Raw genomic sequence first — 25,605 nt, 5'->3', positions numbered from 1 at the left:
AGAGACAATATGCTCCTGTTTTGTTATTTTTGGCAGAATAATCGTTTGAATATGAGATAAAATGAGATATTACTTGATTTTATGTGAAATAATATGAGATATTAAGTTGACATAATGAAATAAAATGATATACTTTGAGTATAAAGAAAGGGGTACCAAGATGAAAAGAAAAGTGATACTCGCAACACACGGCAGCTTAGCGCAGGCGTTGCTGGAGACCACGCAGATGATTATCGGTCCGCATGAGGACATGCTTGCGGTTGGCTTGCAGGCAGGAATGGCACCGGAAGCGTATAAAGAAACGCTTGAAGAGGTTTTCCTGCAATATCCTGATCATGAATTTCTTGTGCTGATTGATATTTTAGGAGGAACACCCTTCAACAGCATTATCGGCAGACTTCAAAAGCCGAATGTGCAGGTTGTAGTAGGTGTCAATCTTGGCATGATGCTGGAGGTTATGCTGAATCAGGAACATTATGCACTGGATGAATTAGCAGAATTTGCTAAGAACATGGGAATGAAGAGTTTAATGACTAAAAATGAATTATTAAACAGCTTTGCAAAGGAGTGAGTGAAAAATGAGTATTAAGTTTATACGCATCGATGACCGCTTGATTCATGGCCAGGTCGTAACCGCTTGGATCAAGAATTATCAGGCTAAAAAGATTTTAATTATCGATGATCAGGTAGCTGCTGACAGCTTTTTGATCAATGTGCTGAAGATGGTTGCACCTTCCGGTATTGAATTAAGAATTGAGGGAACCGACAATTTGACACAGTTGATTGCGGAATATGAAGCGGATGATAAAAATACAGTGCTGCTGATGAAAACACCGCAGACGGCTCAAAAAGTATTTGACAGCGGTGCTATGCTGAGAGCTTTGAATGTCGGCGGTATGGGCGCTAGTAAAACACGTAAAAATCTTTATAAAAATGTATCTGCCAGTGATGATGAAGTTGCTGTATTAAAAGCAATGGAAGATGCGGGAATCCGTGTTTATTTTCAAGCGACACCAAATGATAAGCAAATTGATTTGAAAAATTTAAAATAAAAAGGGAGGAATATTATGTTCACACAAGCAATCCTGGTTGCACTTTGTACTTGGCTATGTGCATCGGGAATCGAATTTACATGCTGGTCCATTCAGCTTTGTTCACCTATTATCTTCGGCCCGATTATCGGTGCAATCATGGGCGATATGCAGGCGGGACTGATTATCGGATCAATGACTCAGCTAGTATATATGGGAAATATCATGGTTGGCGGCATCAGCTCTGTCGATTATCCAATGGCCGGCTGCGTTGCGACCGCCTTAGCAATTGCAACCCATTCAGGCTATGAAATGGGGGTTACGATTGCGGTATCGTTTGGTTTATTTGGCATGGTCGTAGAAACATCAAAGATGACGCTCAGTTCATTCTTTGTTCACCGCGCGGATACGTGTGCTGAAAATGCAAATACGCAGGGGATCTTTTTCTATAATGTAATCTGTCCGCAGATTTTGAATTTCTTTCTCTATTTTATACCAGCCTTCTTATGTGTATACTATGGTGCTGAATATCTGAATGAATTCTTAAACATGCTGCCGGAGGTATTATTAAGCGGTCTTGAAGCGGTTGGTATGCTGCTGCCGGCACTGGGAATCGCGATGCTGCTGAAAGCTTTATTCAGCTTCCGCTTTATTCCATATTTTATTATCGGTTATGTAGTATCTGTCTATTTAGGATTGGGAATCATCCCTGTTTCACTGCTTGGCGGTGCGTTTGCAATTCTTTATTGGTTCAGTTACCGAGATGAACAGGAGGCTTAATCATGGAACAAACAATGGAAAATAACACCGAAAAGAAAATTGAACTGCGCCGTTCAGATTTGATGAAAAGTTTTATGATTTGGGAATTGACATCAGAAATGTGTTTGAGCTATGAGCGTCTGATGTCTTTGGGCTTCTGTCATGCCATGGTCCCGATTCTAAAAAGATTATATCCTGATAAAGAAGATTTAGCTGCCGGTCTAACAAGACATATGGCATTCTTTAATACTGAAAATCAATGGGGTGCCTTAATTCCAGGCATGATTGCTTCAATCGAGGAAGAACGGGCTAACGGCATGGATTATTCAGATGAAGTAATCAACGGCTTAAAGATTGGTTTAATGGGACCTTTAGCCGGAGTTGGTGATACGATTACACAGGGGCTTGTCAAAACGATCTTGTTGGCCATTGCTGTTGAAATGGGACTTGCCGGCAATGTATTTGGACCGATTATGTTCTTCTTTGTTTATACTGCCTATATCCTAGGCGTCGGCTATATGATGTATTTTACCGGCTATAAGATGGGCCGCAATGCTTTCAGTAAAATCAACGATGCGGCAATCATCCGCAAACTGACAGACTGCATGGGCATCCTCGGTTTGACGGTAGCCGGCTGCATGGTCGCAAATTATGTGGCAATCTCGACAACGGCAGTCTTTACTTTCGGCGAAACAGTTGTTGAAATTCAGCCGCTGCTTGATGAAATTATGCCGGGATTATTAAGTGTAGGAACTGTTCTGGGCTTGTACGCATTGATCAGAAAGAATGTATCAGTTATTAAAATTATGCTGATTCTTGTGGTGATCGGTATTGCCGGTGCATTCCTTGGTGTGTTCTAAGCTAAAAGGAGAGCGTTAAAATGGATAAAAACTGGATTGAAGAAACATTTAAAACAAAAAAAGCGATTATTGGACTGGTGCATATGCAGCCGCTGCCCGGTGATCCTTATTATGATCAAGAAGGCGGTATGCAGAAGGTGATCGATATGGCACGGGCTGATGTTTTAGCCTTGCAGGAAGGCGGGGTAGACGGCTTATTATTTACCAATGAATTCAGTACACCTTATATGGCCAAGGTAGAATTTGAAACAGTGGCGGCGATGGCCTACGTCATGGGAGCTTTAAGAGCGGAAATTAAGCTGCCTTACGGCAATGACTGCATCAGTGATGATATGGCGAGCATTTCGCTTGCGGCAGCCAGCGGTGCTTTATTTACCCGCGGTGTTTATCATGGCACTTGGGCAACCAGCAGTGGTTTTTGTGACAGCAATGGCGGCGGTGCCGTTCGTTTGAAGCATAATTTAGGGATTGACGATTTTAAATTAATTCATTATTTAATTCCTGAATCAGCTGCTGATGTAGGCGGCCGTGATCCCATCGCCATCATGAAGCCGACATATTTTCTAAATCAGCCTGACGGTATTGCTGTTGCTGGTATGGTAGCAGGCCAGAAAGTAGATGTCTCAACATTAAAAACATGCCGGGAAGCGTATCCTGATGCGGTGCTGTTTGCGGCCACTGGTGTTAAAATTGATAACGTACAGGATTACTTGGCTGTTGTTGACGGCGCATTTGTCGGAACAAGCTTCAAAAAAGAAGGTAAATTCAGAAATCAGATCGATGGTGAGCGCGTAAAAGCCTTTATGGATAAGGTAAAGGAATTGCGGAAGATTTATGATTAAGGCTGTCCTATTTGACATGGATGGTGTGCTTTTGGATAGTGAATGGATCTATCTGCATAGCCTGAAAAGCTTATTGGCGAGATTGAATGTTTATGCGGAAATCGATGAATTAGCTGTGGTTGTCGGCATGAAGATGGATGCTATTTCTAATTATTTGATTGCTCATTATCCGCTTCCCTATAAGGCAGAAGAGTTGTCGGCGCTGCAGGATGAAGCCTTTGACTGTGAAGTCGCAAAAAGCGTTCTTGAACCGATGCCTGGCCTGCTGTCTTTTCTTGAATTTTTAAAGCGTAAAAACATCAGAATCGCACTAGCTTCATCATCTGAACAAGGATGGATCAATCAGGTGCTGACTGCATTGCATATTGAAGCAGCCTTTGATTTAGTGGTAAGCGGTGAAATGGTAAGCCATTCCAAGCCGCATCCGGAAATCTTTCAAAAAGCGGCAGAACAGCTGGGTGTAGAGACAGATGAATGCCTGGTTATTGAAGATTCTGTCAATGGCATCAATGCCGGCAAAGCAGCAGGCATGCGGGTAATTGGTTATAAGGGTTCTAAAATTATTCAGGATACCTCCAAGGCTGATCTTGAGGTTCACAGCTTTCAGGAACTGATGAATCTGTGATGTTTCCAACAGATAGTGCATTGTCGTTTAATGTGTGAAATGATATAATTCTATTTAAGGGAATCTCTACAGAGAGGGGAATATAAGTGAAATATCAAAGACAAATCGACCTGCTGCAATATATCAATAATAAAGGGACTGTATCCATTGCGGAATTACTGGAGCATTTTCATATTTCAAAAGCTACCTTAAACCGTGATTTAACTGATTTAGAAAAAGAAGAAAGTATCCGCAAGGTACATGGCGGGGTAGTCAGCAACTTACCGATGCAGACCTTTGAATTGCCAATCAATAAAAAAGAGCTCTATAACAAGGCTTATAAAGAAGCCATCGCCACTCAGGCGGTTTCGCTGATTCAAAGCAATCAGTCAATCATACTGGATTCCGGCAGTACGATTTGGTATCTGGCAAAAGAATTAGTTAAACGCCGTGATATTGAAAATTTAACCGTTATAACCTGTGATTTAAAGGTTGCTTATACACTTGCTGAAGCTGAAAACGATAATCTTTCATTGTTTGTATTAGGCGGCATGAAGCATAAGGAATCCTTTGACCTTTATGGCCCTACGATCGTAGAAATCTTGAAATCATTGAATGTGGATCTCTATTTTATGGGTGTAGCCGCTTTTGATAATAAAACAGGCATCACGCATACCTACCTTGATGATGTGAGTACAAAAAAAGCCATGCTTCAATGTGCGAAAAAGGTAGTTCTATGTGCCGATAGTTCAAAATATGGCTTGGTAAAGCGCTGGAGTATCTGCAATGTTGAAGATGTCGATATGATTATTACTGATAATCATTTAAGTGATGAATCACTTGCCGAAATTAAAGAAAAATGTTCAGAAATAAAATTGGTCAATGAATAGAAGAAAGCCGCATTAATCAGCGGCTTTTTCTGTGTCTGTCATTTCTCTTAGCTTCAGCATAAACCTTTCGGCAGCCTTAGTAAAAATGCTGTATCGTTTCCAGATAATATTTATTTCCGCATGCAAGGAAGGCTGCAGCGGCTTAAAGCAAAGATTGGTATTAGCTGTATTGATGATTTTATCAAAAGCCAATGCATATCCCAAGCCTTCATCAACCATCAGCGAACCATTATACAGCAGGTTATAAGTTGCGACAATATTTAATTTCGTTTTATCCTGTTTAAACCACGCGGGCAGGCTGACATTCTCAATGGAATTTCTGGATACAATCAATGGCTGATCCCATAAATCTTCAGGGGTTACGGCTGACAGATTTGCCAAAAGTGAATCTCGGCGCATTAAGACACCCCATGTATCACAGCTTGGCATTCGCAGTGATTCATATTTGGCAGTATCGACATTGTCAAAAACTAAACCAAAGTCAATCAAGCCTTTATCTAATTTTTCCATTACATCACAGCCGTCACCGCTGTGAATATGCAGATGAATGTCTGGATATTGAACACGCAGACTTTGAGCTGCCTCAATTAAAAAACGCACACCTTCAGTTTCACCGGCACCAATAAAAATATCACCGGCAATTGTTTCATCGGGCAGGGTAATTTCATTCTCGGTTTTCTGCACCAATTCTAATATTTCTTCAGCCCGCTTGCGCAAAATCATTCCTTCTTCAGTTAAAGTAATGCGGCGATTACCACGGATCAGCAGCTGCTTGCCTAATTCCTCTTCCATATCCTTCAGCTGTCTTGAAAGGGTAGGCTGCGAAAGATGCAGCGACTCGGCAGCCGCGGATATACTTTGTTCTCTTGTAACAGCGAGAAAATACTGCAATACACGTAATTCCATAAATCTTCCTCCTTGATAGAATCATTATAACACCATATCCATAACTTACAAGCATAGCAATATATTCAATATAAGTATTTGCTATTCATAAAATTAATCATTAAAATTAGGGTATAGATGATCCACAGCTTTTATGGATCAAAAAGGAGGGATTGAATGGCAGATGAACATTTATTAGCGATTATTGTTGATTCATTTTGGAAGATTTTGCTGCCTGGTTTAACAATGACGATACCTTTAACGATTATTTCATTCACCTTGGCATTACTGCTGGCTGTTATTGCAGCTCTTGTCCAATTTGCTGATCTTAAGGGATTGAAGCAGTTAGCGCGGTTTTATATTTGGGTTTTCCGCGGCACACCACTGTTGGTTCAGTTATTTGTTGTTTTTTATGGCTTGCCTAATATCGGCATTTTGATTGATCCTTTTCCTGCCGCGGTACTAGTGTTTTCATTCAATGAAGGAGCTTATTGTGCGGAAACGATTCGCTCAGCTTTAGAATCAGTCCCCAAGGGTCAATTTGAAGCAGGTCTTTGTGTCGGCATGTCCTATATGCAGATTATGCGGCGCATCATTCTTCCACAGGCACTTAGAACCGCGTTTCCGCCATTATCCAATTCATTAATCGCGATGGTTAAGGATACGTCGCTGGCGGCCAATATTACGGTATCAGAAATGTTTATGGCCACACAGCGGATCGTTGCAAGAACATATGAACCTTTACTGCTGTATATTGAGGTTGGTTTGATTTATTTATTATTTTCATCTGTACTGACCTTTTTACAGCGGCTGGGTGAGAAAAAGCTAAGTACATATGGAAATCAGGAGGGCTGACAAATGTTAGAGATAAAAGATCTGCATAAATCATTCGGCAGTCATGAAGTCTTGAAAGGATTAGATTTATCTGTCCAACAGGGGGATGTCGTTGCTGTTCTTGGTCCCAGCGGTTCCGGCAAAACAACGCTTCTGCGCTGTCTCAATTTTCTTGAAACCGCACAAAGCGGGACGATGAATTTTGATGGTGACTTATTTAATCTGAAATATATCACTAAAAAAGAAATTGCCAGTGTAAGAAAAAAAACAGCTTTTGTTTTTCAAAATTATAATTTGTTTCGTAATAAGACAGCACTACAAAATGTAACTGAGGGATTGATTATCGCTCGGAAGCTTTCTAAAAAAGAAGCACTTGAAAAAGGGATGTATGCTTTAGATAAGGTAGGCTTGTCTGCGAAATATGATGCATATCCGCATCAGCTTTCAGGCGGCCAGCAGCAGCGGGTAGCCATTGCCCGCGCACTGGCCAGTGACCCCGAAATCATATATTTTGATGAACCTACTTCGGCGTTAGATCCCACGCTGATTGGAGAAGTATTGTCAGTGATGCGTAAACTGGCGGAAGAAGGAATGACAATGTTAGTCGTCACTCATGAAATGAATTTTGCCAGAAATGTTTCAAATAAGGTTATATTTATGATGGATGGAGAAATCATTGAAACTAAAACAGCTAAGGATTTTTTTAATAATCCTGAGCAGGCATGTATAAAAACATTTTTGCGAACTTATTTAAACAGTGATGAAGGTTCGCAATCCTATGAATTAAGACGAGTAAACGAGGAGGTATAAAATGAAAAATAAAATATTTAAAATGCTTGTTTTAGCTTTATTTATAATGGGCAGCTTGAATTTGACCAGCTGTTCAAAGGGGAATGATTTATCCTCAAATCCAGAAAGCAGTGACTTATTAGCTCAAATACAAGAGAGAGGTTCAATCATAATCGCAATGGAAGGCACTTGGGCGCCATGGACATATCATGATGAAAACGATCAGTTAGTCGGATATGATGTTGAGGTTGCACAATTAATCGCCGATAAGTTGAGCGTAGAAGCAGAATTTGTGGAAGGTGAGTGGGATGGTTTACTTGCTGGTCTTGATGCGGGACGCTATGACATTATGGTAAACGGTGTTGAAATTACGGATGACCGTGCTGAAAAATATGATTTCAGTAAACCTTATGCGTACAACCGCACAGCTGTAATTACTTTAATTAATAATAATGAAATACAGGCAATGAGTGATCTTGAAGGCAAACAGACGGCCAATACTATCTCTAGTACATATGCTGATTTAGCCGAGGCTTATGGTGCTGAAGTAACTGGTGTCGACGATTTGAACCAAACCTTTGAATTACTGCTCAGCGGCCGAATTGATGCAACTTTAAATGCTGAAGTAACTTATTATGATTATATGAAAGCTCATCCTGATGCGCAAATCAAAATTGCTGTCTTAACAAAGGAAGCAAGTAAGACAGCGATTCCTATGCGAAAGGGAGATGCATCAGCATCACTGCTGCAGGCAGTTAATACCGCACTGACGGACTTAGAAGAAAATGGTGAACTGACAAGACTTTCTGAGAAATATTTTGGTACGGATATATCGAAAGAATGATAAGCGGGATGATGGCGGGAAAGCATTCAGTAAAGAGGGAAGTCAGCGGATCCTCTTAATAAACTGTATAAATATAAATTAATAAACATTATAGAAAACAAGGGTGTGCCATGATTAAACAAATAAATTCATATTATCAGACGAATGAAGAAATTATACAGAATTTAAAAGATGCAGGATGTAACAAACAAACCATTGAATGTTTCATGAATCAATTAAATAATGACCGGCTGTCAGAAGGCATATGTTTACTAAATAAGCATCGATGTTGTTTGCTTACTAATCTTCATCAGGAGCAAAAACGAATCGATTGCCTTGATTATCTGATCTATATGCTGCAGCGTAAGCCGCTGAAGTGAGGAAAAGAAAATGAAAAAATATATACTGATCATAGCGGTAATGAGTATGATTTTAAACGCTTGTGCCGCTAACGAAGAGAACGAGACTGTGATACCTAATTCAGGAAATGTGATCAATCATCTACCATCAGGTGAGGAAAAGCAGTCTGAGCTGCCATTAATGGATTATACTGATAATGAAAATGTGAATGAAACAGAGAAAACTGAGAATGTATCTGATTATAGCCAACCAATTAGTGAATCGAATAACGATGTTGATAATAATGTTGAATCAAATGAATTGGACGGCTCTTGGCGGGAAGAAAAGCAAATAGATGAATCAATGACTGAAGAACAGCCAGCTGTAACGATAGAACCAGAGGTTAATAAAAATGATGTAATAATACCTACTGATGAAGGAGAAAATTTAATCGAGGGAGATAATGAAATGAAACACCTAGTTATTACCATTGGAAGTAAAAAGTTTACGGTCACTCTCTATGAAAACGAGACAGCAAAAGCACTGCTGAATCAGCTCCCGTTAACTATAACGATGGGGGAGTTAAATGGTAATGAAAAATATTATTATCTGGATGAAAATTTGCCTGTTAATGCTATAAGGCCTAATCAAATACAAACTGGAGACTTAATGCTTTTTGGCTCAGATTGCTTGGTTCTCTTTTATAAAGATTTTATATCCTCATACAGTTATACAAAGCTTGGTTATGCAGCCAATGCTGATGAATTAGCAGAAGCATTAGGTACAGGCAGCATACAAGTTGTATTTGATTTTGAATAGAACGAAAAGAAGGCTCAGTCTTTAGCGCCTTCTTTTAACTAATTGCTTTGATAGGCATGTATGATCATGTTTATATATATATATGAAAGAGAATATATATTTAATTATCCATTACTTCGCATAATATATATTATGTTATATTAATATACTTATAATATAAAAGAATAAAGAAAGAATAAGCCCGATATCTTAATCATTGGCTTATTCTTAGACAGTTATTCGTTTTTTATAAATTCAATATGATTGGCAGCCATCTGTTTAATGCGTGCTAAACTATAAACATCGTAGCCTTCAGCGGTCAGCCGCTCACGTCCTGGCTGAAATGATTTCTCAATAATAATAGCAATACCGCTAATTTCTGCGTTAGCCTGCTTCACAATATTAATTGCACCAAGGGCTGCTTCACCATTAGCGAGAAAATCATCGACAAATAATAATTTTTCACCTTCATGAATATAGTTCTTACTGGCGGTCAGTGTATAATCCTTATTTTTAGTAAAAGAATGCACCTGACACTGATATAGCTCCTCGTTTAAGATGCTTGAAGTTGCTTTTTTAAAGAATACGAGTGGAACATTCAGCTGGTAAGCGACCATGAGTGCAGGGGCAATACCGCTTGCTTCTATTGTGATAATTTTATCAATCTTTTTATCTTTAAAATGCTCAAGTATATCTGCTGCCATTAAGTACATTAAATTTGGATCTATTTGATGATTCAAAAATGTATCAACCTTTAATACCTGCTCATTGATAGCACTGCCATATTTTAAAATAGCTTCTTCTAATTGCTTCATAATTATTACCTCCAAGCTTGATTTGACTCTTAAACTCCCCTGCCCGATTTCATGATCATCACATTTAACCTTTGATTGAACAGATTTGCTGGTTATCAATGATAACACAGCCATTATTATCCATAATCCGATGTCTGTAAAGAAAGCGATAAGCTCGTCTTATATCATTTAAGTATTCATCCAACACAGGTGCTAATTCATCTGCCTCATTCTTTAATTCTAATGCTATGATCATTGGTATGAAAGCAGCAGGCGCCAATGGTCCGGATGCAAGCCATAAGCCAATGATGCCGGCCGTCTGTGATTTTATGACTGCATTCTGCATATCTTCATATACAGCTTCAGCACTATTTACTGCCTGAATAAAATCATTGGCGTAAACGGATGTCATATTGGCTGTAAGATCCACAAGAATAGATTTATATTCATAATCAGTTTCAGCTGTTGTGAAGGCAACGATATCACCTGAATTATAGACACGATAGCTGTAACCAAGAATACCGCTGCTTATCATCGCCGGGTCATCTTCTGACTGTTCAGCGGCATAAACAGACTGCCAAGCAAAGTTTACTATCCTGCCTGGAAGCAAGAGTGTGATAATGGTTAAACACATGATTAAACCCCATGATACTATTTTTTTCAGCATAATCAGCTCCTTAGCTCAATCAGTAAGCTTTTATATAAAACATTCAGCTTTCAATAAGATTATATTTCACCTTGAATTGATTTGTCAATTTAATACAAAAAAAACGCTCAAATCATGATCTATACCTTATGAACAACTATGGCATATCACAAAAAGAGCGTTTTAATTAGATTCTAAAAATTAAGTCACCGTATTCAAAACATAGCAAGGCTGCTCCAATCAAATACATTGCTAAGAACTGACTCTTTAATATATTTTTAGAAGCGATGAGCTGAATAGCTTTAGCTATGCAGAAGATTAAAAATACAATCAGACGATAATAAAATGAAGGCATAGCAAACCAAATAATGATTGGTAAAAGAAACACAAACATAGATTCTTTTGTTTTATAATATTCATAAATAGATACTAGAATTATGAATAAGATACTATAACTATGGTTCATAGCTGCTACCTCTTTATTTATAAGTAAAAATAATCTGTCTTGCTGAACACTAATATTAATTTAAAACATGTACCAATTTTGTAACAATTGGCATAATCAAATCCTGAATCAGCTTTTGATCGTCTGCTGACAGTTCCTCATCCAGACGGATATTGGAAATAGCAGGAACCATCGGCAATTCGCCCAATAATTCAATATCATTATCCGCAATAAATTTCTCAGTATCATTTTCACTGTAAATGTTAATTTTCTTACCGCAGTCAGGACAATTGATATAGGCCATATTTTCAATTACACCCAATACAGGAATGTCCATCTGCTTCAGCATTTTAATCGCTTTAGTAACAATCATCGATACCATTGGCTGCGGTGTAGAAACCATAATAACACCGTTTACCGGCAGACTTTGCATGATTGTCAGTGCTACATCACCAGTTCCCGGCGGCATATCAATGAACAGCACATCAAGCTCACCCCAGACAACATCTGTCCAAAATTGCTTCACTGCGTTGCCGACGATCGGCCCGCGCCAGATTACCGGTGTATCCTCGCTGTCAATCAGATAATTGATCGACATTGTCTTGATGCCGTCTTTATCAATTACCGGCAGAATTTCCTGCTCAGCATTGCCAAATGCCTTTTCCTTCTCCAATGCCATCAGCCGAGGGATACTAGGACCAGTAATATCCGCGTCCATAATGCCAACTGTGAAGCCCATTGAGGCATAAGCCTTAGCCATCAGCACAGTCATCGATGACTTGCCGACACCACCCTTGCCGCTCATGACAGCGACTACCTTTTTTATATGATTATGCGGATTATTTACAATGCCGCATGAACTCTCATCCTTACCGCAACTGCCCTTACTTGGACATGTATTGCAATTTGCCATATTAATCAACTCACTTTCTCATGTATTGTAAATGGAAGCACCTATTTTGTCAACTTATCTACACCAGATCATTAAGATAAGAATGTCCCAGCGAAGGCAGTGCTACCTCAAAATTATCAGCAATTGTCGCTCCCAAGGAAGCAAAAGTTTCTGAATAAGGTAATAAGCCAAAGCCCTTCATTGAAGGTGAATAAGCGACAAACGGTACCATCTCTCTTGTATGGTCGGTTCCCTTATAAGTAGGATCATTGCCATGATCAGCTGTGATGAGTAATAAATCATCTTCCTTCATTTTATCAAGCACAGTACCTAAAGCCTGGTCAAATTTCTCAATTTCCTGAGCATAACCTGCCGGATTGCGGCGATGTCCCCAAAGCGCGTCAAAATCAACAAGATTCACAAAGCATAAGCCAGTAAAATCCTTATCCATTAGCTCAATCGTCTGTTCCATGCCATGTACGCTGCTCTTAGATTTATATGCTTCAGTAATACCTTCAGTATCAAAGATGTCATTAATCTTACCTACGCTGATTACATCATATTGATGATCCTTTAACTCATTCAGTACGGTTCTGCCAAATGGCTTCAGCGCATAGTCATGACGGTTGCTGGTACGGGTAAAGTGCCCCTTAGAATCACCGATATATGGACGGGCAATTACTCGGCCAACCTTGTATTCATCACGCAGTGTTAATTCACGGGCAATCGCGCAGCAGCGATATAATTCATCAAGCCCGAAAGTTTCTTCATGCCCGCAGATCTGCAGCACTGAATCGGCAGACGTATAGACGATCATATCGCCGGTTTTCATCTGGTGTTCACCCAGCTCATCAAGAATTTCGGTGCCGCTGGCTGATTTGTTGCCGACAATCTTATGACCGCAGCGCTCACTTAATTCATCAAGCAGGCTTTGCGGAAAGCCCGTTTCAGTGAATGTTTTAAATGGTGTTGTAATTTTTAATCCCATTAATTCCCAATGCCCCGTCATCGTATCCTTACCGCAGCTGGCCTCCGCCATTTTGGTATAATAGCCTACTGGGTGGTCAATAGGATCTACATGAGCGATTGAGTGCAGATTCGCAAAACCAAGCTTTTGCATATTAGGAATATGAAAAGCGTCTACCGCTTTAGAAAGATGCCCTAAAGTGTCGGTATTGGCATCATCATATTCAGCAGCGTCTGGGGCTGCGCCAACGCCCATAGAATCGATAACAATCGTAAAAATGCGTTTATATTTTTTCATAAAGTTCTCCTTTTACTTCTTATTCCTCGGATGGAACTGCCGATAGGCCTGTTTCAGCCTTTCATCCTGGATATGCGTATAAATCTGAGTAGTAGCAATGTCGGAATGGCCCAGCAGTTCCTGTACAACACGCAGATCAGCACCGCCGTCAAGCAGATGGGATGCAAATGAATGCCGCAGTGAATGCGGTGAGATCCGCTCATCAAGCCCCAATGACGCACAGCGCTTTTTCAGCATTGTGAAAATATATTGACGGCTGATTTGATTCCCTCTTGAATTAATCAAAAGATACATCGAGCGATGGCTGTCCCACTTTCTGCGGACACTGCCATAATACTCCTTAATGAGTTTAATCTCATTTTCATTCATCGGCACATAACGCTCCTTATCACGCTTACCGCGGCAGCGCAGCAATGCCTGTTCCAGATTTACCTGATTGATTTTTAAGTCACAGCATTCACTCACCCGCAAACCGCAGCCATAAATCAATTCCAGAATCGTTACATCCAACAGCTCACGCTCACTCTCATTCCGCCTTGTCAGCAGCAGCGTCACATCTTCCTTATTTAAATAATTAGGCAGATGCTGACCATGGCGTTTACTTTTGAGATATACTGCCGGATTGCTGCAGTTAAGCATGGTGGATGCGTATTCATGAAACAGCCTGAGACATGTGATGCGATGATTCAATGAATTATCCGACAAAGTCTTTGCGGAGGCATCAATAAACTGCTGAATGGCTTGATAAGTGATGGCTTCCATATCTTCAATACCCTGCTCATTCAAGGCTTTATGATAATGGGCACATTCATTCTTGTAGCTCTCCACCGTCTTCATACTTTTCTGATCGACAGCGGTTATGTAATGAAAGTAATCGGCCATTGCTTCTGAGATTTTCATGCATATCACCTGCTAATATTATAGCACACTATATCAAATTAAAGAGTTCAATTAGCTTAAGAATCAACGTAGATTTTAAATAAGAGCCAATCAGTACAAAGACAAAAGCCAGCAATAAATGCGTGAGTCCGCGGTTGACATAATCCTTAGCATTCATTTTCATCGGATTCAGCGTACAATAAAGCAGATGCGTTGAACATTCAATCGAAAATACAGCCACGATAACGATCGCTGCGATATCTAAAAGCACTTGCGGAAGCAAGGCAAGTAAAATCCCCAAAATCCCTTTTAGCTGATAAGTGGCAACAAACAATACGCATGAAAAACCAATCTGCACGCCGCGGGTAAATAATACAAAAGCAATGGCTGGAATACCGATGACTGAAGTACCTAAAAAGAAAATAAATAAGATAAAAATAATACCAATCACAAATTGCGAAACAAAGTATGCATAAGTATCACTGTTTTGATTAACCGTCGTTAATAAAGAGTCTAGTGCTGTAACACTGCTTAAATCAACGATTCTGGAAATAATCAAGCCACAGAGAAAACCCGCGATCATTAATAAATAGATAAATGTCAGCGAAAATGATTCTTTCTTTTTCATAAACCACCTCAGTTTAATTTATGAAAGAAAAAAGCAGTTTAGCTCATTTATATTTCGACAATTACTTCTTTTGAAGCAATGTTGAAGCATAAACCAGTGAACCGCTTTTTAGATTTTTGTTTAATTCGTTCAGTATATCCTGCTGACTGAGTGTTTCCGGCTGAGCGAATAGATCAATTTGTTCTACTGAACTTGTACTTGAATAGAGAGAGCCAAGGGCAATACCCAAATGCCGGATCGGCAGACTGGATTCATTGTTTTTATCAAACAGCAAATATGCATTTTCTAAAATTACATCTGCATCATTGGTATAGTTGTTTAAAGAACATGAGCGTACAATCGTAGAAAAATCATTGTATCGGATTGATACCGATAAATGCTTCCCTTTTATGTTTTCATGGCGGGCGCGCTGTGAAAGTGAAGCCGCCAGTCTGCGAAATACATTCTTTACCTCATCATAATCATTGATATCCTTATCCAATGTCGTAGACTGTGAGATTGATTGATAAGAGGTATCAAAACATAGCTTATTGGAATCCTGACCACGGGCGTTTAAAATCTTGGTATAGGCATTTTTACCTAACAGCTGCATGATTTTGCGCTCATTTGCCGGATCAGCAAAATCACCAATCGTATGAATACCGTTTTCAATCAGCAGCGGCGCTGTTTTCTTACCGATTCCCTGCATCTCACGAATATCTAACGGCCATAGCTTTTTAGGTACTTCCTGGATGCGCAGGACAGAAATACCCATCGGTTTACGCATATCACTTGCCATCTTAGCTAAAAATCGATTTGGCGCAACACCGATGCTGCAGGGCAGTCCGATTTCATTTAATAAGCGCTGCTGAATCAGCCATGCAAGATCAAGCGGCCGTTCAAACTTTTTGATGGTCTCACTCATATCGGCATAGCATTCATCAATACTTGCCGGTTCTACAAAGGGCGTAAATTGCCGGATAAATTGAAAAAAACGCTGCGAACATGCTTCATACCAGTTAAAATCACAGGGCAATACGATTAAATCCGGACAAAGCTGATATGCCTGCTGCAAAGGCATGGCAGAGCGCACTCCGTATTCCCTCGCTTTATATGAAGCCGTACATACCACGCCGCGCCGACTAATACCCGATACCGCTATCGGCTGATCAGCCAACGCTGAATTACGCAATATTTCAGCATTCGCATAGAATGCATTTAAATCAATATGAAATAATACTTTTCCCATTTATTTTTCTCCTTAACTGCCATTATAGCAAATTCAAGAAGAAGAATAAACCTTAACGGTAACAACTCATTGAATCATTGCGATTTTTCTTCTTATGATCAAGATGCAGCTTATCAGCAATCATCGCGATAAATTCAGAATTCGTCGGTTTCGCTTTAGAAGCATTGATTGTATAACCAAAAATTTCATTGATAATATCAATATTGCCGCGGCTCCAAGCTACTTCGATAGCATGGCGAATCGCTCTTTCTACCCTTGATGCAGTAGTAGAATATTTTCTGGCTATTTCAGGATACAGCACTTTCGTGATTTGACCTAAAAAGTCCATGTTAAGATATGTTTCAAGAATAGCTGTCCGCAGATACATATATCCCTTAATATGTGCTGGGATGCCAATCTCATGAAGGATATTTGTGATATCGCTTTCAAGCTCCAGTTTTTGAAGCTTATCACGTTCACTGTTATCAACAACGGGTACGGGTCGGCTCGGTATGGTCTGTTTGGTTTGATATTTGGATATCATATCAAGCTTCTGTACAAAATCAGAAAAATTAATGGGCTTTTGTAATAAATAATCAATCTGATAATTGTTTAATTCCTGCATCATCATATCATTGATAAAACATGTCATGCACAGGATATGCTTGGCACTCATATGATGATCCTTCATTTCTCTTAATACCTGCAAACCGTCTTTCACAGGCATAATTAAATCAAGAACCAGTAAATCAACGCTGCGATTACTCATTTCTTTCAAGCATTGTTCCCCATTGACAGCACTGCCGACAACCACATAGGACGATGATTTTCTGATCTCATCTTTAATCCGATTGCTGAACTCTGAGTTGTTGTCAACAATGTAAACACTTAGCTTTTCACTCATAACTATTCCCTCCGCTTTTTTAGCTCATAGATATTATTATAGAACTTAAACGTAAATTTTTGATAATATTTTGTCGAAAGGGGCTCAGAATTCATACATATTCTCATATTTTTGCTGTTTTTGTACAAAAAAAGGAATGAAATTGACATAATTCGTCATTAATTGTCGACGTTTGTCGTCTCATTCTCACTCTCCATCAACAGCCACTCAATAAAGATGCCGTAACCCTTCTGCGGCTTGCTTGTCGCCACATGAGTTACAGCCCCAACAAGCAGATCATCTTGGACAATGGGTGAACCGCTCATGCCTTGAACGATACCGTTGCTGACATTGATACAGTGGTCATCGATAACGTCAAATTCAATGCCCTTTATATCTTGGTTGTCCTGTTGATTGATTTTGGTAATGTTGATTTTTATCTCTTCAATAACATCATCATGTAAAACGGTAAAGATGCTTGCTTCGCCTAGATGAATATCCTGCTGGGTTCCGGTCTGAATCAAGGGCTGTGAGCTGCTGCCAACGATTTCACCAAACACGCCGTAACGATTTACTTTGGTGATGATACCCAGCGGCTGTTCAAAATCGATTTTTGCGTTTTTCTCGCCGGCCTGCGCGTTTTTAGCCTTGCGTATGGACTGAACCTGTGATTCATAGATGGTTCCCGAATCAGCCTGAATGCTCTCTTTGGTATCTGCATCAATGATTTCATGACCCAATGAGGCAAAGGTCTGTGTCTGTTCATCGATATAAGTCAGGGTACCGATGCCGAGCGTTTCATCTTTAATTAATAAACCGGTTCGGATCTGTGAATTAATCATTTGAATGAGCAGTTTGCGCTTAATTGTTTCTCCGTCTCTGAGAATGGTTAATTCAGCTTCCTTATGTTCTGCGGCTAAGCCAAGCTGACGGCTTAATTCTTTGATTGTGGTGACCGTTTCACCATTTACGGCCTGAATCAAGTCTTTAGGCCTGATATCCTGATCGGCAGGATTATAGTTCATGCCATCAATTTCAAGCGTATAAGTACCGGTAATCATGACGCCGTCATAGGTGATTTGGATACCGATCGTATCGCCGCCGAGCTGGACTTCTTTTGCAGAAAGCTGAAGCGTGGTGCATAGATATAAAGATAAGCTTAATGCCAGTAATTTTTTCATTAAAATCAGCCTCCCTTGTTAGTGTGGAGGCTGATTGCTGGGTTATATTTTCTTTAACAAACCATTTTATGACTGTGCCTTATGAAGCAGTTCGCGCGCGGCTGAAAGGGCGGGTTCACTATCGCTGTTGCTGGCGATCATCGCTAAAACACGAATCCGTTCTTCATCATCCAGCGCATGGATTGATGTCTTCGTAAAGGCTTTTTGCTGATTTTTCTCAACGAGATACTGCGTTGCTGCACAGGCGGCTACCGAAGCAAGATGAGTAACACAGAACACTTGGGTATGCTTCGCCAGTTCAGCCATTTTACGGCCGATCGCAAAGGCTACCTTGCCGGATACACCCGTATCAATTTCATCAAAAATTACGGTTTCAATGCCCTGCAGTCTGGTGAAAATGATCTTCATGCCAAGCATCAGACGTGATAACTCACCGCCGCTGGCAACACTGGCGAGCGGTTTCATATCTTCACCAGGGTTCATTGAAATCATAAATTCAATCTTATCAATGCCATTGATTGAAGGCGCCTGTTCTTTAAAGCTAACCGAGAAACGCGCATGCTCAAGATATAGATCGACACATTCCTTGCAAATCTCTTTCTCAAGCGTTTTAGCCGCTTTCTGACGCTTTTTAGAATAAGCAAGGGCAACAGCACTATAACGATCAAGCGCTTGCTTTAAAAGCGCTTCCTGCTGTTCAATAAACTCCTGACGATGAGTAATCATTTCAATCTTGCGATTCAATTCATCACGTTTTTCAAGAATCAGGGCGATAGTGGAACCATATTTACGTTTTAGATTATTTATGACAAATAATCGCTCCTGAATCTCATTGTTGCGTTCTTCATCATATTCAAGCTGATTATAAATCTGCTTCAGACTATCCAGCGCGTCATTTAACGAATAATAAAGATCATTCAAGACTTCATGCTGCCCTTTAATGTCGTTAAACTCCTCTAAATAAGATAATTCATGAACCGCCTCATACAAGGATTCACTGGCGCGGTTTGAACCGTCAAGCGCATCAATTGCGTTTGCTAATCGCTGACTCAGCTTTTCAAAAGCCATCATCTTCTTCTGCTCATCGATCAGCTGTTCCTCCTCATCAGCACTGATTGCGGCTTCATCAATTTCACGCACCTGATAAAGCAAGAATTCAAGATCATCTTCATTATAAGTCTGATTCATTGCCATTTCATAATCATGCTTCAGATCCGCATATTCGCGGTAAGCTGTCTGTACCTGCTGCAAAGCTTCAAAATCATTGAGATATTGATCTAACAATGTCGTATGATACTTGCTGTTTAATAAATACTGCGTATCATGCTGAGAATGTATATCAATGATATTCTCCATAATTTCCTTCAGCATTGATACCGGTACCGTGCGATGGTTAATACGCGCTGTACTCTTGCCTTCACTGTTAATTTCACGGGTAACAATAAATGTATTATCATCACTTTCAAAGCCATACTCATTCAATAAGCTTAATGAATGATGATCGGCAGCCAATTCAAAAACAGCTTCAACCAAAGCTTTCTCAGCCCCCTTTTTAACCATCGATGCATTACACCGGCCGCCTTTAAGCAGTGCGATCGCATCAATCAGCAAGCTTTTGCCGGCACCGGTTTCACCCGTAAACGCACTCATTGAATTGGTAAACTGCAAAGCGGCAGTATCAATCAGGATAAAGTCTTTTACATAAATTTCTTTAAGCATAGCTTCTCCTTTCAATTCTCTTAATATGTGTTATTGTACCATTATTTATCAATAAATGGCACAGTTTTACACATATTTTTATATTGAATTTCTCATTGATAAAGTTTCAGAAAAAAAGAGTGATTGCTCACTCTGCGTTATCATTAACAATCAGCTCTTAACGATTTTTTGATAATCAAAAACCTTATGTGAAGGTGTTGAGGAACAGTAAACAACATACTCCTGATTGCCGTCACGGCCGCATACTTTAGATTTCGCCAGCTTCTGAGGATAGATTTTCAGCTGAAGGAGGCCGTCAATCGTCTGCATGAGCACCCGCTGATGCACCTTTAAATCTTTAACGATACCATTTTTACCGATATCCTTTTTCCCCGCTTCAAACTGCGGCTTAATCAGCAAGACCATTTCATATTTCGGCTTCAGGCATGATAAGACTGCCGGCATGATTGATAAGATTGAGATAAAAGAAACGTCCATGCACACAAAATCAGGCAACGGATCAAACATTTTCACTTCAAGATAGCGGCAGTTGATGTTCTCCATGTTGCTGACCCGCGGATCTTGACGCAGCTTATCGATCAATTGGCCGCTGCCGACATCACAGGCATAAACATGAGCTGCCCCCTGAGACAGACAGACATCAGTAAAGCCGCCGGTCGAAGCCCCTACATCAAGGACGATGCGATCCTTAACACTCAGTTCAAAATCCATTAATGCGTGATAAAGCTTAAGACCGGCTCTGGAAGCAAACGCTAATTCAGCCGCACTCACTTCAATATCGGCGTTTTCATCAAAATCCTGTGAACATTTAATAATCGTTTTACCGTTAACCTTTACCCGTTCAGCCTTGACAGCATCTTGGGCTTGAGCACGGCTGGCACATAATTTACGAGCGACTAACAGCTGATCAATCCGCATGATGTATCAACTCCGTAATTTTATTAAATAAAGTCGTTAAATCAATTTTCTCAACTTTGCGCAGCTGCGGCAGTGAGCCGTGTTCCACAAAGTGATCCTTTATCCCAATGCGGACAAGCGGCATATTGATACCCAGATCATTGCATATTTCAAGAATGGCTGAGGATAAACCGCCGCTTAAGATATCAGTCTCATAGACGATAACAGGCAGCTTAGTCTGCGCGCATTCCTTCAGCATCTCAATATCCAAAGGTTTAAAGAAACGCGCATTGATAACCGTAATTGGAATTTCATTAATACTTGCCTTAGAAATCACCCGATCCACATCACAGCCATAGGTAATTACAATTGCCTTGCTTTCTTGATTAAAGCGCCAGCGCGTCCATGATCCGATAGGAATACTTTGATATTCACTGACCTTTTGATAGACATTGCTGCCGCGCGGATATCGAATCGCAAAGGGATGCTGCTGATTAAACCCTGTATATAGCAGCTGCTGAGCCTCTTCGCCGTCTTTTGGTTCGCAGAGGATAAAATTAGGCAGGGCTCGAAGCAGCTGAATGTCAAAGATACCATGATGGGTTGCGCCATCCTCGCCGACTAAACCGCAGCGGTCAATCCCGATGACCACCGGCAGATCCATGCGCGCCATCTCATGATTCAGCTGATCATAGGCCCGCTGCATAAAGGAGGAGTAAATGGCTAAAAAAGGCCGCTGTCCGGCATTGGCCAGAGAAGCCGCAAATACCGCCGCGTGTTCTTCGGCAATTCCGCAGTCAAAGGCACGTTCGGGATAAAGTGAAAAGAACTTCTCAAGCTTGCTTCCGGATATCATCGCCGGTGTTAAGGTCACAATATGATCGTTGGTTTTAGCCAGATCACAAACTGTATTGGCAATGATTTCACTCCAGCTGCAATGATTTTCCGGCAGCCGATTCAGCACTTCACCGGTTTCAATATTAAACTGGGAAACACCGTGCCATTTACCGCTTGTATCATTTTCGGCGAAGGAATATCCCTTCCCTTTTTTGGTGATCACATGAACTACGATCGGTCCGCGGTGCTTTTTTGCTATTTTTAAAGTCTTAATCAGACTTTTAATATCATGACCGTCAACGGGGCCGATATAATCAAGATTCAATTCCGTAAAAAATGAATTCGTCGAAATGTTTTTCTTTACCGTATTCTTAACATTGCGCATGACATTCAGCACCGACTCGCCAGCCTTAGAAGTCGATAATGCACCGCTGATATCCTGTTTCAAATCATTATATGGCTTGGAAGTCCGCAGCCGCGTAAAGGTTTCGTTTAAAGCGCCGACATTCTGCGATATCGACATATTATTATCGTTAAATATAATGACCATATTCCGCTGTTCCGAGCCAATTTCATTTAAGGCCTCAATGGACAAACCGCCAACCATCGCCGCATCACCAACGACGGGTACGACGCAGTAATCCTCATGATTCAGATCACGGCTTACCGCCATTCCCAGCGCTGCCGACAAAGCGGTGCTGGAATGCCCGGCTTCCCATGGATCATGAATGCTTTCCGCACGTTTCTGAAAGCCTGAAAGACCTTTAAACTGCCGCAGCGTCTTAAAAGCAGGCGCCCGGCCGGTTAGGATTTTATGCACATAGCTTTGATGACCAACATCAAAGATTATTTTATCACGCGGAGAATCAAATACATAATGCAGGGCAACCGTCAGCTCAACGACCCCCAAGTTGCTGGAAAGATGACCGCCCGTCTTCGCAATACTGGCAATCAAAAACTTTCTTATATCTGAAGAAAGTGCTTCAAGTTCTTTGACAGACATCGTTTTTATGTCTTCCGGACCTTTGATTTCTTCAATATTCATCAGCATTCACACTCCTTTTTATCGTCTTCGATGATGCAGTGTTAAAAGAATGGCACGAATCGGTTCAGGCTGTGATAGCTTATCACATAGCTGATTTAATTCTTCATAACATGCTTCGGCCAATTTTTTAGCTTCATCAATCCCTAAACAAGTTGCCATGGTCTGCTTATGATTATGAAGATCACTGGTACTTTTACCAAGCTCTTCACTGCTGACACTTAAATCGAGGATATCATCTTGAATCTGAAAATAATAACCAAGCTTAGCGCCAAATGTCTGCCATGCTTCAATATCTTCATCACGATCAGCAATAATTGCGGCACAAATCAAAGGCAGAGTCAGCAATTCGCCGGTTTTCGCCTGGTGAATAACAGCAAGCTCAGACAGAGCGCAGGCAGTCTTTTTTTCCGCCTCAAGATCCAGCGCCTGACCCAAAATCATGCCGTTGGCACCGGCTGCTTTAGCCATCGCACAGACAATTCTGACATTCTTCGCCGGATCAGCAGTAGCTGTTGCGCCATAATAAAAAGCTTCGGTAAGTAAGCCGTCACCTGCCAGAATAGCGGTTGCTTCATCAAACTGCTTATGACAGGTAGGCTTGCCGCGCCTTAAATCATCATTATCCATTGCCGGCAGATCATCATGAATCAATGAATACGTATGAATCATCTCAATGGCCGCCGCCAAGCGCAGGCCGCTCTCAGCACAAATGCCATAGCTTTCCAGCGCCGCAAACAGCAGCTTAGGCCGCAGCCGTTTACCACCGGCAGAGAAGGAATAGAGCATCGCATCTTTAACGGCAGAAGGCTTGATTTGTTCTAAAAAGGCTGTACACAGCTCATCAAAATTATTCATTGTTATTATCCTTTTGGTATGTGTCCATCAATACCGTTACTTTTTCTTCAAAATTCTTTAATTGCTGATCACACTGATTCACAAGCTTCAAACCTTCTTCAAAATATTGAATCGCTGTTTCTAATTCAATTTCATTCTTTTCAAGCAGCGATACAATTTCTTCAAGCCGCTGCATGGACTGTTTAAAAGGCATTTCATTACTCATTGATAATCTCCTTTCCTTCAACCCGAGCCAGAATGCTGCCATCACTGACACGGATCTTTAATAAATCATCGTTTTTTACATCATTGATTGAACTAATCAGATGTTGATTTTCATCATAAGTGAGTGAATAACCGCGGGCTACAACCTTTAATGGACTAAAAGCATCCAGCAAAGCAGCACTGCGTTTTAATTCCAATTTCCGCGCTTCACTAACCGCATCGACGCTGTGCCGCAATTGAATGCTGATCTGAGAAAGCAGATGCCGGTTTCCAAGGCAAAGCTGACGCCCGCTGCTGCTCATCGCCTCAAAAAGCTGATTGAGCTTATAGCGTTCACGCTCTCCCATACTTACGACCTTCTCCAGTCTTTGTACATCCATCGCCAGCCGCATCGCATCATTTTGAATATAGTTTAAGGGCTCACTTAATAGTTTATTAGCCTTGATACGATTGTATGCCTGTGTGCATTGCTGAAGCTGCGAAGCAACTGAGCGCTGAAGCCTTTGCCGATAAACGTTAACCCGTTCGCTTACATCACGGCGGTCGGGAGTGATCAATTCAGCGGCCGCGGTAGGTGTTGGAGCCCGGCGGTCAGCTACATAATCAATCAGCGTCGTATCCGTTTCATGTCCGACACCGCTTACGATCACTGTTTGACACTGATAAACACAGCGCGCTAACGCTTCTGAGTTAAAGCACCATAAATCTTCGATAGAACCGCCGCCGCGGACAACCAAAATACAATCATGATGATTGCTGTCAGCTGATTTCAGTGTTTTAATCAAATCAGCTTCCGCCTCTTTGCCCTGCACCAGACAAGGATAAAAAAAGACAGAGGCAAGCGGCCACCGTCTTTTGATCGTTGTAAAGACATCTTGGGTAGCGGCTCCGGTACGTGCTGAAATAACGCCAATATTCATCGGATATTCAGGAAGCATCTTTTTATGTGTCTCACTGAAAAGTCCTTCCGCATTCAGCCGCCGTTTGATTTCCTCAAGCTGCATATACAAATCACCGATACCATCCAGCTGTACCTGCAGCACATAAAGCTGACAATTACCCTGCGGTTCATACATTGAAACATTCGCACTTACCAATACCTTCATGCCATCCTTAATTTGCAGCGGACAGCGGCGGGCATTAGATGCAAACATCACACAGCTGATGCGGGAACTGTTATCTTTTAATGTAAAATAATAATGACCGCTGCGGTGATGGGTAAAATTGGAAACTTCCCCTTTAATCAAAATTGACTGAAGATTCATATCGCGATCTAATGAAGCTTTAATATAACGTACTAATGAGGAAATACTCCAGATTGCCTGACTCATAGCTGATCCAATACACCGTTAATCAATTTATAAGCATCTTCGTCACAATATTTTTTAGTAAGGGTAACGGCCTCATCAATCACAATCGGTTTTTGAGCTGTTTCAAAATCAAGCTCGCTGGCAGCCATCAATAAGATTGCTTTTTCAACGCAGCCCAAACGGTCAAATTCCCAATCATCACTCAAAGTTTCATTAATTCTTTTAATATAAAAGTCTTTATTCGCTACTGCATCAATAGTAACCGTGTATAAAAACGGATCAATAGCATTTGATTCACTATTTTCAAAAACGATCTGCTTGATATCCTTATTCAACAGGAAGTATTGATAAAGACATGTCATCGCACTTTCGCGTAGCTGATGTCTGTTATTCATAAGATTCCTCCATTCATCTTATCTATTTTATCATAAATAGACTTTTTTGTATCATTAATTAGTAAAGAAA

The 25,605-nt window shown here is 40.7% G+C and carries 30 protein-coding genes; 12 read left to right on the top strand and 18 right to left on the bottom strand.

Features of this window, described 5'->3' with window-relative positions:
- Positions 1–160 precede the first annotated feature (160 nt).
- From DAHG_RS20185 to DAHG_RS17320, 7 genes are all read left to right on the top strand, one after another.
- Complete coding sequence (locus tag DAHG_RS20185) at positions 161–571, top strand: PTS sugar transporter subunit IIA (RefSeq protein WP_022939619.1); 411 nt, start codon at positions 161–163, stop codon at positions 569–571.
- Positions 572–578: 7 nt separating this feature from the next.
- Positions 579–1,052: a PTS system mannose/fructose/N-acetylgalactosamine-transporter subunit IIB gene (locus tag DAHG_RS17345; protein WP_022939618.1), complete on the top strand. Its 474-nt coding sequence runs from the start codon at positions 579–581 to the stop codon at positions 1,050–1,052.
- Between the two features lie 15 nt (positions 1,053–1,067).
- A complete protein-coding gene (locus tag DAHG_RS17340; protein ID WP_022939617.1) occupies positions 1,068–1,811 on the top strand; it encodes a PTS mannose/fructose/sorbose/N-acetylgalactosamine transporter subunit IIC in 744 nt (247 codons plus the stop codon).
- Between the two features lie 2 nt (positions 1,812–1,813).
- Positions 1,814–2,650 carry a PTS system mannose/fructose/sorbose family transporter subunit IID gene (locus tag DAHG_RS17335; RefSeq protein WP_022939616.1) on the top strand — a complete coding sequence of 279 codons (837 nt, stop codon included), beginning with the start codon at positions 1,814–1,816 and terminating at the stop codon, positions 2,648–2,650.
- Positions 2,651–2,670: 20 nt separating this feature from the next.
- Positions 2,671–3,492, top strand: a complete 822-nt coding sequence (locus DAHG_RS17330; protein WP_022939615.1) for a BtpA/SgcQ family protein — start codon at positions 2,671–2,673, stop codon at positions 3,490–3,492.
- Positions 3,485–4,117, top strand: a complete 633-nt coding sequence (locus DAHG_RS17325; protein WP_022939614.1) for an HAD family hydrolase — start codon at positions 3,485–3,487, stop codon at positions 4,115–4,117. The genes DAHG_RS17330 and DAHG_RS17325 overlap by 8 nt, the downstream gene beginning before the upstream one ends.
- Positions 4,118–4,203: 86 nt before the next feature.
- Positions 4,204–4,986 (top strand): DeoR/GlpR family DNA-binding transcription regulator, encoded by a 783-nt coding sequence (locus tag DAHG_RS17320; RefSeq protein WP_022939613.1) that lies wholly within the window; start codon positions 4,204–4,206, stop codon positions 4,984–4,986.
- A 12-nt stretch (positions 4,987–4,998) separates the two neighbouring features.
- Here DAHG_RS17320 and DAHG_RS17315 read toward each other — a convergent pair whose 3' ends face one another.
- On the bottom strand, positions 4,999–5,892 hold the full coding sequence (locus DAHG_RS17315; RefSeq protein ID WP_022939612.1) for a LysR family transcriptional regulator: 894 nt from the start codon (positions 5,890–5,892) through the stop codon (positions 4,999–5,001).
- 156 nt (positions 5,893–6,048) lie between these two features.
- On the opposite strand from DAHG_RS17315, the gene DAHG_RS17310 reads away from it, so the two are divergent.
- The 5 genes from DAHG_RS17310 to DAHG_RS21770 all read left to right on the top strand — a co-directional run bounded on the left by DAHG_RS17310 (position 6,049) and on the right by DAHG_RS21770 (position 9,475).
- Positions 6,049–6,726 carry an amino acid ABC transporter permease gene (locus tag DAHG_RS17310; RefSeq protein ID WP_022939611.1) on the top strand — a complete coding sequence of 226 codons (678 nt, stop codon included), beginning with the start codon at positions 6,049–6,051 and terminating at the stop codon, positions 6,724–6,726.
- 3 nt (positions 6,727–6,729) lie between these two features.
- Positions 6,730–7,515, top strand: a complete 786-nt coding sequence (locus DAHG_RS17305) for an amino acid ABC transporter ATP-binding protein (RefSeq protein WP_022939610.1) — start codon at positions 6,730–6,732, stop codon at positions 7,513–7,515.
- A gap of 1 nt (position 7,516) precedes the next feature.
- Positions 7,517–8,338 carry a transporter substrate-binding domain-containing protein gene (locus DAHG_RS17300; RefSeq protein ID WP_022939609.1) on the top strand — a complete coding sequence of 274 codons (822 nt, stop codon included), beginning with the start codon at positions 7,517–7,519 and terminating at the stop codon, positions 8,336–8,338.
- A gap of 110 nt (positions 8,339–8,448) precedes the next feature.
- Complete coding sequence (locus tag DAHG_RS17295; protein ID WP_022939608.1) at positions 8,449–8,697, top strand: hypothetical protein; 249 nt, start codon at positions 8,449–8,451, stop codon at positions 8,695–8,697.
- 10 nt (positions 8,698–8,707) lie between these two features.
- On the top strand, positions 8,708–9,475 hold the full coding sequence (locus DAHG_RS21770; RefSeq protein ID WP_022939607.1) for a cyclophilin-like fold protein: 768 nt from the start codon (positions 8,708–8,710) through the stop codon (positions 9,473–9,475).
- A 215-nt stretch (positions 9,476–9,690) separates the two neighbouring features.
- On the opposite strand, the gene DAHG_RS17285 is transcribed toward DAHG_RS21770, so the two are convergent.
- The 17 genes from DAHG_RS17285 to nusB form a co-directional block, all read right to left on the bottom strand.
- Positions 9,691–10,269 (bottom strand): xanthine phosphoribosyltransferase, encoded by a 579-nt coding sequence (locus tag DAHG_RS17285; protein WP_022939606.1) that lies wholly within the window; start codon positions 10,267–10,269, stop codon positions 9,691–9,693.
- A 64-nt stretch (positions 10,270–10,333) separates the two neighbouring features.
- Positions 10,334–10,915: a hypothetical protein gene (locus DAHG_RS17280; RefSeq protein WP_022939605.1), complete on the bottom strand. Its 582-nt coding sequence runs from the start codon at positions 10,913–10,915 to the stop codon at positions 10,334–10,336.
- Positions 10,916–11,081: 166 nt separating this feature from the next.
- Complete coding sequence (locus DAHG_RS17275) at positions 11,082–11,360, bottom strand: hypothetical protein (protein WP_022939604.1); 279 nt, start codon at positions 11,358–11,360, stop codon at positions 11,082–11,084.
- A gap of 55 nt (positions 11,361–11,415) precedes the next feature.
- The gene (locus DAHG_RS17270; RefSeq protein ID WP_022939603.1) at positions 11,416–12,252 is read right to left on the bottom strand and encodes an Mrp/NBP35 family ATP-binding protein; all 837 of its coding nucleotides are present in this window, start codon (positions 12,250–12,252) and stop codon (positions 11,416–11,418) included.
- A gap of 58 nt (positions 12,253–12,310) precedes the next feature.
- A complete protein-coding gene (gene deoB / locus DAHG_RS17265; protein ID WP_022939602.1) occupies positions 12,311–13,495 on the bottom strand; it encodes a phosphopentomutase in 1,185 nt (394 codons plus the stop codon).
- A 12-nt stretch (positions 13,496–13,507) separates the two neighbouring features.
- Positions 13,508–14,395 (bottom strand): tyrosine-type recombinase/integrase, encoded by an 888-nt coding sequence (locus DAHG_RS17260; protein ID WP_022939601.1) that lies wholly within the window; start codon positions 14,393–14,395, stop codon positions 13,508–13,510.
- A gap of 28 nt (positions 14,396–14,423) precedes the next feature.
- Positions 14,424–15,002, bottom strand: a complete 579-nt coding sequence (locus DAHG_RS17255; protein ID WP_022939600.1) for a stage II sporulation protein M — start codon at positions 15,000–15,002, stop codon at positions 14,424–14,426.
- A 61-nt stretch (positions 15,003–15,063) separates the two neighbouring features.
- The gene (dinB, locus tag DAHG_RS17250; RefSeq protein ID WP_022939599.1) at positions 15,064–16,230 is read right to left on the bottom strand and encodes a DNA polymerase IV; all 1,167 of its coding nucleotides are present in this window, start codon (positions 16,228–16,230) and stop codon (positions 15,064–15,066) included.
- 52 nt (positions 16,231–16,282) lie between these two features.
- Positions 16,283–17,113 carry a sporulation transcription factor Spo0A gene (gene spo0A, locus DAHG_RS17245; protein ID WP_022939598.1) on the bottom strand — a complete coding sequence of 277 codons (831 nt, stop codon included), beginning with the start codon at positions 17,111–17,113 and terminating at the stop codon, positions 16,283–16,285.
- 158 nt (positions 17,114–17,271) lie between these two features.
- Positions 17,272–18,273: a SpoIVB peptidase S55 domain-containing protein gene (locus DAHG_RS17240; protein WP_022939597.1), complete on the bottom strand. Its 1,002-nt coding sequence runs from the start codon at positions 18,271–18,273 to the stop codon at positions 17,272–17,274.
- A gap of 66 nt (positions 18,274–18,339) precedes the next feature.
- Positions 18,340–19,992 (bottom strand): DNA repair protein RecN, encoded by a 1,653-nt coding sequence (gene recN / locus DAHG_RS17235; RefSeq protein WP_022939596.1) that lies wholly within the window; start codon positions 19,990–19,992, stop codon positions 18,340–18,342.
- Between the two features lie 150 nt (positions 19,993–20,142).
- Positions 20,143–20,910: a TlyA family RNA methyltransferase gene (locus tag DAHG_RS17230; protein ID WP_022939595.1), complete on the bottom strand. Its 768-nt coding sequence runs from the start codon at positions 20,908–20,910 to the stop codon at positions 20,143–20,145.
- On the bottom strand, positions 20,900–22,777 hold the full coding sequence (gene dxs, locus DAHG_RS17225) for a 1-deoxy-D-xylulose-5-phosphate synthase (RefSeq protein WP_022939594.1): 1,878 nt from the start codon (positions 22,775–22,777) through the stop codon (positions 20,900–20,902). The genes DAHG_RS17230 and dxs overlap by 11 nt, the downstream gene beginning before the upstream one ends.
- 12 nt (positions 22,778–22,789) lie before the next feature.
- Positions 22,790–23,626, bottom strand: coding sequence for a polyprenyl synthetase family protein (locus DAHG_RS20180; RefSeq protein WP_022939593.1), 837 nt, complete (start codon positions 23,624–23,626; stop codon positions 22,790–22,792).
- Positions 23,619–23,831 carry an exodeoxyribonuclease VII small subunit gene (xseB, locus tag DAHG_RS17215; RefSeq protein ID WP_022939592.1) on the bottom strand — a complete coding sequence of 71 codons (213 nt, stop codon included), beginning with the start codon at positions 23,829–23,831 and terminating at the stop codon, positions 23,619–23,621. The genes DAHG_RS20180 and xseB overlap by 8 nt, the downstream gene beginning before the upstream one ends.
- Complete coding sequence (gene xseA / locus DAHG_RS17210; protein ID WP_022939591.1) at positions 23,824–25,161, bottom strand: exodeoxyribonuclease VII large subunit; 1,338 nt, start codon at positions 25,159–25,161, stop codon at positions 23,824–23,826. The genes xseB and xseA overlap by 8 nt, the downstream gene beginning before the upstream one ends.
- Positions 25,158–25,535, bottom strand: coding sequence for a transcription antitermination factor NusB (nusB, locus tag DAHG_RS17205; protein WP_022939590.1), 378 nt, complete (start codon positions 25,533–25,535; stop codon positions 25,158–25,160). Before nusB ends, xseA begins: the two co-directional genes overlap by 4 nt.
- Positions 25,536–25,605 lie beyond the last annotated feature (70 nt).

The organism is Dielma fastidiosa (genome assembly GCF_000313565.1).
Classification (GTDB): Bacteria; Bacillota_I; Bacilli_A; order Erysipelotrichales; family Erysipelotrichaceae; genus Dielma; species Dielma fastidiosa.
Note: the sequence above shows the minus strand (reverse complement) of the source record. Positions and strands in the feature narration are given on the sequence as shown.